Annotated in this window: 7 protein-coding genes and 1 pseudogene; 2 read left to right on the top strand and 6 right to left on the bottom strand. The window is 73.5% G+C overall.

The window, feature by feature from the left end:
- The 3 genes from E1283_RS29125 to E1283_RS29115 all read right to left on the bottom strand — a co-directional run.
- Positions 1 to 646, bottom strand: a 646-nt coding sequence (locus E1283_RS29125) for an acyltransferase family protein (RefSeq protein WP_165956286.1), incomplete at its 3' end; no start/stop codon positions are given.
- A 131-nt stretch (positions 647 to 777) separates the two neighbouring features.
- Positions 778 to 1,626 (bottom strand): nitroreductase/quinone reductase family protein, encoded by an 849-nt coding sequence (locus tag E1283_RS29120; protein ID WP_132821160.1) that lies wholly within the window; start codon positions 1,624 to 1,626, stop codon positions 778 to 780.
- 229 nt (positions 1,627 to 1,855) lie between these two features.
- Complete coding sequence (locus tag E1283_RS29115; protein WP_132821159.1) at positions 1,856 to 2,272, bottom strand: CoA-binding protein; 417 nt, start codon at positions 2,270 to 2,272, stop codon at positions 1,856 to 1,858.
- A gap of 78 nt (positions 2,273 to 2,350) precedes the next feature.
- Between E1283_RS29115 and E1283_RS29110 the strand changes: the two genes are divergently transcribed.
- A complete protein-coding gene (locus E1283_RS29110; protein ID WP_132821158.1) occupies positions 2,351 to 2,977 on the top strand; it encodes an IMPACT family protein in 627 nt (208 codons plus the stop codon).
- 91 nt (positions 2,978 to 3,068) lie between these two features.
- On the opposite strand, the gene E1283_RS37580 is transcribed toward E1283_RS29110, so the two are convergent.
- From E1283_RS37580 to E1283_RS29095, 3 genes are all read right to left on the bottom strand, one after another.
- On the bottom strand, positions 3,069 to 3,434 hold the full coding sequence (locus tag E1283_RS37580) for a hypothetical protein (protein ID WP_165956285.1): 366 nt from the start codon (positions 3,432 to 3,434) through the stop codon (positions 3,069 to 3,071).
- Positions 3,435 to 3,678: 244 nt separating this feature from the next.
- A complete protein-coding gene (locus tag E1283_RS29100) occupies positions 3,679 to 4,338 on the bottom strand; it encodes an FMN reductase (RefSeq protein WP_132821156.1) in 660 nt (219 codons plus the stop codon).
- Positions 4,335 to 5,435, bottom strand: a complete 1,101-nt coding sequence (locus E1283_RS29095) for an LLM class flavin-dependent oxidoreductase (RefSeq protein WP_132821161.1) — start codon at positions 5,433 to 5,435, stop codon at positions 4,335 to 4,337. The genes E1283_RS29100 and E1283_RS29095 overlap by 4 nt, the downstream gene beginning before the upstream one ends.
- Before the next feature lie 203 nt (positions 5,436 to 5,638).
- Between E1283_RS29095 and E1283_RS29090 the strand changes: the two are divergent.
- Positions 5,639 to 6,673: pseudogene (locus tag E1283_RS29090) on the top strand (pectinesterase family protein); the annotation flags it as partial.
- Between the last annotated feature and the right edge of the window lie 44 nt (positions 6,674 to 6,717).

Here is a 6,717-nt window from a genome sequence, read left to right as displayed (position 1 = left end):
GGCGGATCCCGCCCAACTCCCCGTCGTGCCAGGCGAACCCCAGCAGGTACATCCCACCCCACACCAGCAGGTAGTTGAGCCACCCCACCAGCGGCACGCCGGGGACGAGCACCAGCACGTTCACCACGGCCGCGACCGCGACGAAGAGCGCGACCAGCCGGAGCCCCAGCCGCCGGTGGAGCGCGAACAGCGGCGGCGTCAACGCCAACAGCAGCAGGTAGAGCGGCAGGAACCACAGGTGCAGCGCCATCGCCCAGCCCAGGTCGGACAGCACCCGCCCGTCGACACCGACGACGAGGCAGACCGCCACGGCCACCGTGGCCGCCGCCACGTAGACCGCCGTCGGCACCAGGAGACCGCGCGCCCGCTCGCCCAGCCAGCCGCCCCAGGCGTCGCGCCGCCGGTGGGCCGACCAGGAGACCGCGTTGGCGTAGCCGCCGGCCAGGAAGATCGGTGGCATCACCTGGAAGAGCAGGGTCAGCCAGTGCGTCCAGGGCACCTGGTCGAGGGCGTCGACGCCGTGCAGGCGCCCGCCGCGGTAGCTGATGTCGGTCACGAGCCAGTGGCCCATGCACACGAAGCACACCGCGGTGATCCGCACCAGATCCACATAGCGGTTGCGTGGCTCCCGGGGGCTCTGCGTCATTCGTGTAGGACTATCAGCATCTGTCCGTCGGCCCAAGGCGCAACGGCGGGGCCGTCCGGTGGACCCCCGGTCCCCGACCGGCACCGGGTCCGGCGGCGCGCGCCGACGCCGGACCCGGGTGGCCGATCAGCTCAGCCGTCGAGCAGCGGTATCAACTCCGCCTCCTCGAAGGCGAGATGCGCCTCCAGCTCGACCGTCAGCCGGTCCACCTCGGACAGCGTGTGCCCGGGCTCGGCGCGCTCGGCCGAGACCACCCGCCGCAGTTCGCCGAGCAGCGCCCCGATCCGCTCGTGCTCGGCCCGCAGCCTGGCCAGCGTCGGCGCGAGATCGGGGCGTACCCGCTCGAGGTGCGGGAACATCCCGCCGTCCTCGACCGAGTGGTGGAAGCCGAGACCCTGACAGAACGTCAGGCAGTTGACGCGCAGCTGCGCGCCGAGGCCGGTGCCCGGCCCGACGCCCGCCGCCTCGGAGTCGGCGATCTCCCGGCGGATCGCGGCGAGTTCGTGGCGGAACGCGTCGTGGACCAGACGCAGGCCCTCGCCGGGCGAGACGGCGCCCGGGACCCCGCCGCCCGTCGGACGCAGGGCGACAACGGGCAGGACCCGACTGGTCCTGGCCTGGTACTCGGCCCACCCGGGATCGGCCTCCACCGCGCGGGCGAAGACCTCGTCGCGCTCGGCGCCGACCAGCACGGTGGCCTCCGCCTCGTAGGTGAAGACCCCGTCCTCGACGGTGACGAGGGGGTCGGCGAGCAGATTGTGGAACCAGCCGGGATGCCGGGGCGCCCCGGCGGCCGAGGCGATCACCAGGATCCGCTCCCCGCCGTCCGGCAGGTAGCCGAGCGGCGTGGTGTGCCGGGCGCCGGAGCGGGCCCCGGTGGTGGTGAGCAGGACGAGACGGGCGCCCTCGAAGGGGCCGCCGACGCGTCCGGCGTTGGCGCGGAACTCCTCGATGACGCGCTGGTTGAAGTCTGTGGGCATGCTGGGATTCGTTCTCCGATGTGGGTGGCCGACGAGATGTGGTCGATGACGGCGGCGCGCGCCGCGCGATCCGCCCGCTGACTGACACTCGACGGAGAACGGCGGGCCCCGTGCCCACCCCCAGGTCACGCCGTGGCCGGGTACCCCACTCGCTCATGGCCCATGGCCGACCCGGCAGTCACCCGACGACCCTAACCCCTGGCTCTCCGGCCCGACAATCGCGTTTCCCTCACCCCTGGTACCTCGGGTTCCGCAGCTCGATCGCGGGGCAGCGGTCCATGACCATCTCGAGACCGGCCGCCCTGGTGCGCGCGTAGGCGGCCTCGTCGACCACGTCGAGCTGGAACCACACGCCCCTGGCCCCGATCCCCACCGCCTCGTCGGCCACCGCGCCCGCCAGGTCGCTGTTCACGAAGACGTCCACCACGTCGACGGGGAACGGAATGTCGGCGAGGCGCGCGTAACCGGCCTCGCCGTGCACGGTCTCCGCCTTCGGATGCACGGGCACGATCCGCTTCCCGAACCGCTGGAGCACCCGCGCGACGCCGAACGCCGGCCGCCGCTCGTTGTTGGACAGCCCCACGACCGCCCAGGTGTCCCCGAGCCCGGTGAGCAACCGCTCCACCGTCGCCTCATCGCCGTACATGCCGACCTCCCGCGTCCGTGTGCTCCGACAACGCCATCCTGCCGTCCGGCATTCCTGGCCGCCTTCTAGTCTTGGCGGATGCGGGACGGGTATCTGACGGTGGCCGGCGAGGGCGAGCACGAGACCGAGGTGAACCGCTCGCGCTTCCTGTGCGCGCTGGCGCCGGTCGCCGACGAGGCCGCCGCGCAGGCGTTCGTCGCCCGGGCGCGGGCCCGGCATCCGGCCGCCAGTCACCACTGCTACGCCTACGTCCTCGGCGCCGACGCCGCCGTGCGGAAGAGCGGCGACGACGGCGAGCCCGGCGGCACCGCGGGACTGCCCATGCTGCAGATGCTGCTGCGCCGCGAGGTGCGCTTCACGGTGGCCGTGGTGACCCGGTGGTTCGGCGGCGTCAAGCTCGGTGCCGGCGGCCTGATCCGCGCCTACGGCGGCGCGGTCGGCGCCGCGCTCGACGCGGTCGGCACGGTGCCCCGCCGCCGGCTGCGGCTGGCCGTCGTCACCGTCGGCCACGAGCGCGCCGGCCGGCTGGAGAACGACCTGCGGGGTGCCGGCCGGGCGGTGCGCGAGGTGACGTACGGGGCCGAGGTGGCCATCCGGGTGGGCCTGCCGGAGGCCGACGTCGAGGCGTTCCGCGGCTGGCTGGCCGGCGCCACCGCCGGTGCCGCACGGCTCGAACTCGGCGGCGAGGTCTACGAGGCCGGCTGACCCGGGCGGGCACGGGAACCGCCCGCCGGCGGGGCCGGCGGGCGGCGAGGCGTGCGGACGCCGGGCGCGGAGGGCGCCGGCGTCAGGGCGCTCAGGGCACCGTGCAGACGACGTACGCCGTGATGTTCTGGGTCGTCGAGCCCGTGTTCTTGCCGAAGACGAGCCAGGCCGTGCCCGACGGGCGCGTGTCGAGCAGGTAGATGTCGAAGGCGCTGGTGCCGGCGCCGCCACCGGTGGGCACCTCGCCGGCGGGGCAGTACGCCCAGGCCGATCCCGAGGCGCCGGGGGCGAGGCTGGTGGGGGTGCCGGTGTACTGGTTGTGGGCCGCCAGCGGGCCCACGTCCTGGGCGCCGGGGACGTCCTTGACGTCACCGCCGCCGCTCTGTGCCGCCGCCGTGGCGGAGCCGGCCACGAGGATGACGGTGGCCGCCATCGCGAGGATTCTGGCGCGTCTCATTACACCTCCAGGGAGAGCTGTGCGAGCGCGTCCTCCGGGGTCGGAGGATCGCGGCACACGCTAGTGAGCGCACCAGGAGGCCGGCAGGCGCACGGGCGGGATCACGTGAAGCTCGCGCCCGGCGCGTGAAGAATGTGGATGTCGGGTGAATGTGGTGACGGTGTGTCAGTCGCGCGTCGTGGGACGCGCGGCCGACGGGGCGCCCCCCCCGGTCGGCCACGCGTTCCGCGTACGCGGTGGCGGCTCAGCCGCCGCGGCGGTCGGCCGGCGGGTCGATGCCGAGCGCGGCCAGCCGCTCCGCGAACGGCACGACCTCGTCCGCCTCGGCCCGCCGGTCGGCGCCGGCGGCCCGGGGCGCGCCGCGGCTCCCGGCCGCCGGCGACAGCAGGGCGGCCAGCTCGGTCGCGGCGCGGTCCACCCGCTCGGCGAGGCCGTCCGCGTAGCCGTCGCCCTCCGTGCCCCAGTCCTGCGAGGCGGCGTAGACCCCGGTCGGGACGACGACGGCCCGCAGGTAGGCGAACAGCGGCCGCAGCGCGTGCTCCAGCACCAGCGAGTGGCGCGGCGTGCCGCCGGTGGCGCCGATCAGCACCGGCGTGCCGGCCAGCGCCTCCGGCTCCAGGACGTCGAAGAACGACTTGAACAGGCCGCTGTAGGACGCGGAGAAGACGGGCGTGACGACGATCAGCCCGTCGGCGCCGGTGACCGTCTCGATCGCGGCGGCCAGCCGCGGGCCCGGGAAGCCGTTGGTGAGGTGGTTGGCGATCTCGACGGCGAGCTCACGGAGTTCGACGACCGCGACCTCCGCGCCGTCCACCCGCCCGGCGGTGGCCGCCGCGAGGCGGTCGGCCAGCAGCCGGGTGGACGACGGCACGCTCAGCCCGGACGCGACGACGGCGATCCTCATGCGGTGGTCGCCCCCTCCGGCTCCGTCGCCGCGGCGCGCACCAGCGCCTCGTGGGTCGGCGCGTCCGGCACCTCGGCCGGCCGGCGCCTGGCGAACTCCTCGCGGAGCACCGGGACGACCTCCTGGCCCAGCATGTCGATCTGCTCCAGGACGGTCTTCAGCGGCAGGCCCGCGTGGTCGACCAGGAACAGCTGCCGCTGGTAGTCGCCGACGTAGTCGCGGAACGTCAGGGTCTTCTCGATGACCTGCTCGGGCGTGCCCACGGTGAGCGGCGTCTGCTCGGTGAACTCCTCCAGCGAGGGGCCGTGGCCGTAGACCGGGGCGTTGTCGAAGTAGGGGCGGAACTCCCGCACCGCGTCCTGCGAGTTGCCCCGCATGAACACCTGGCCGCCGAGGCCGACGACGGCCTGCTCCGGCGTGCCGTGGCCGTAGTGCGCGAAACGCCTGCGGTACAGCTCGACCATCCGCTGGGTGTGCTCCTTGGGCCAGAAGATGTGGTTGGAGAAGAAGCCGTCGCCGTAGAAGGCGGCCTGTTCGGCGATCTCGGGGCTGCGGATGGAGCCGTGCCAGACGAAGGGCGGTACGCCGTCCAGCGGGCGCGGGGTGGAGGTGAAGCCCTGGAGCGGGGTGCGGAAACGGCCTTCCCAGTCCACGACGTCCTCGCGCCACAGCTTGTGCAGCAGGGCGTAGTTCTCGATGGCCAGGTTGATGCCCTCGCGGATGTCCTGGCCGAACCAGGGGTACACGGGGCCGGTGTTGCCGCGGCCCAGCATCAGGTCGACGCGCCCGTCGGCCAGGTGCTGGAGCATGGCGAAGTCCTCGGCGATCTTGACCGGGTCGTTGGTGGTGATCAGCGTCGTCGCGGTGGAGAGGATCAGCCGCTCGGTGCGGGCGGCGATCCAGCCCAGCATGGTGGTGGGGGAGGAGGGCACGAACGGCGGGTTGTGGTGCTCGCCGGTCGCGAAGACGTCGAGGCCGACCTCCTCGGCGCGCTGGGCCATGGCGACCATGGCCTTGACGCGGTCCCGCTCGGTGGGGGTGCGGCCCGTCGTCGGATCGGGCGTGACGTCTCCCACGCTGAAGATCCCGAACTGCATCCCGGTCATCGTCACCACTCCCAGATAGTTGAACCTTGAATCACCCGCGACAACATCGCTCGGGGCCCCACTATTCCCGGTCGGGACCCCTCGTCGCGGCGGCGCTCCGGCGGGCAACCTTCGGCCGTCCTGCGGCGACCAGCAGATGTCAGGTCCTCGCCAGAAACGGATCCCCCATGAACCCCACACCGCACCGCCGCGGACGTCGGGCGGCCCTCCTCGCCACCCTGGCCCTGGCCGCCGGCGCCCTGCTGGCGCCCGGCCAGGCCGCCCGGGCCGACGTCGCGCCCGCCGTCGACCTCGTGGTCGCCAAGGACGGCAGCGGCACCCACACCACCGTGCAGGCCGCCGTGAACGCGGTTCCGGCCGGCAACTCCAGCCTCGTCACCATCACGGTGCGCCCGGGCACCTACCGCGAGACCGTCCAGATCCCCAGCAACAAGCCCAACATCCGGCTGGTCGGCAGCGGCGGCTCGCCGTCCCAGGTGACCATCGTCTACAACAACTCGGCCGGCACCACCAGGCCGGACGGCACCACCTACGGCACCAGCGGCAGCGCCACCTTCATGGCCGACGCCAACGACTTCCAGGCCCGCAACCTCACCATCGCCAACGACTTCGACGAGGTCGCGCACGCCAACCAGGCGGGACACCAGGCCGTCGCGCTGCGCACCCGCGCAGACCGGATCCGGCTGGAGAACGTCATCGTCAGCGGCGACCAGGACACCCTGCTGCTCGACACCGCGAACCGGGACACCAGGGGCCGCGTCCTCGTCACCGGCTCCACGATCCGCGGCAACGTCGACTTCATCTTCGGCCGCGCCACCGCCGTCATCACCAACTCGGTGATCGAGGTCACCAGGCGGCCCGACGGCAGCTCGGGCGGCTATGTGATGGCGCCCTCCACCGCCCCGCAGTTCAACGGCTTCCTCGTCACCAACAGCACGATCACCGGCTCCGTCACCGACCGCACCTTCTACCTGGGGCGCCCCTGGCACGCCGGTGGCGACGCCTCGCTCGACCCGCAGGGCATCGTCCGCAACACCCAGCTCAGCGCGGCCGTCCGCACCACGCCCTGGACCGACATGAGCGGCTTCTCCTGGCGCGACGACCGGTTCGCCGAGTACCGCAACACCGGGGCGGGCTCCGGCGCCGGCGGCTCCGACCGACCGCAGCTGACGGACGCTCAGGCCGGCTCCTACACCCAGGCGAGCTGGCTCGGCGACTGGACGCCGTAGCCGCTCCCTGTCCGCGGACCCCGTCCCCGACCCCGTCCCCGTCC

Source organism: Streptomyces hainanensis (assembly GCF_004348415.1).
GTDB classification, from domain to species: Bacteria; Actinomycetota; Actinomycetes; order Streptomycetales; family Streptomycetaceae; genus Streptomyces; species Streptomyces hainanensis.
The sequence above is the reverse complement of the archived record's forward strand: the minus strand, read 5'-3'. Positions and strand labels throughout refer to the sequence as shown.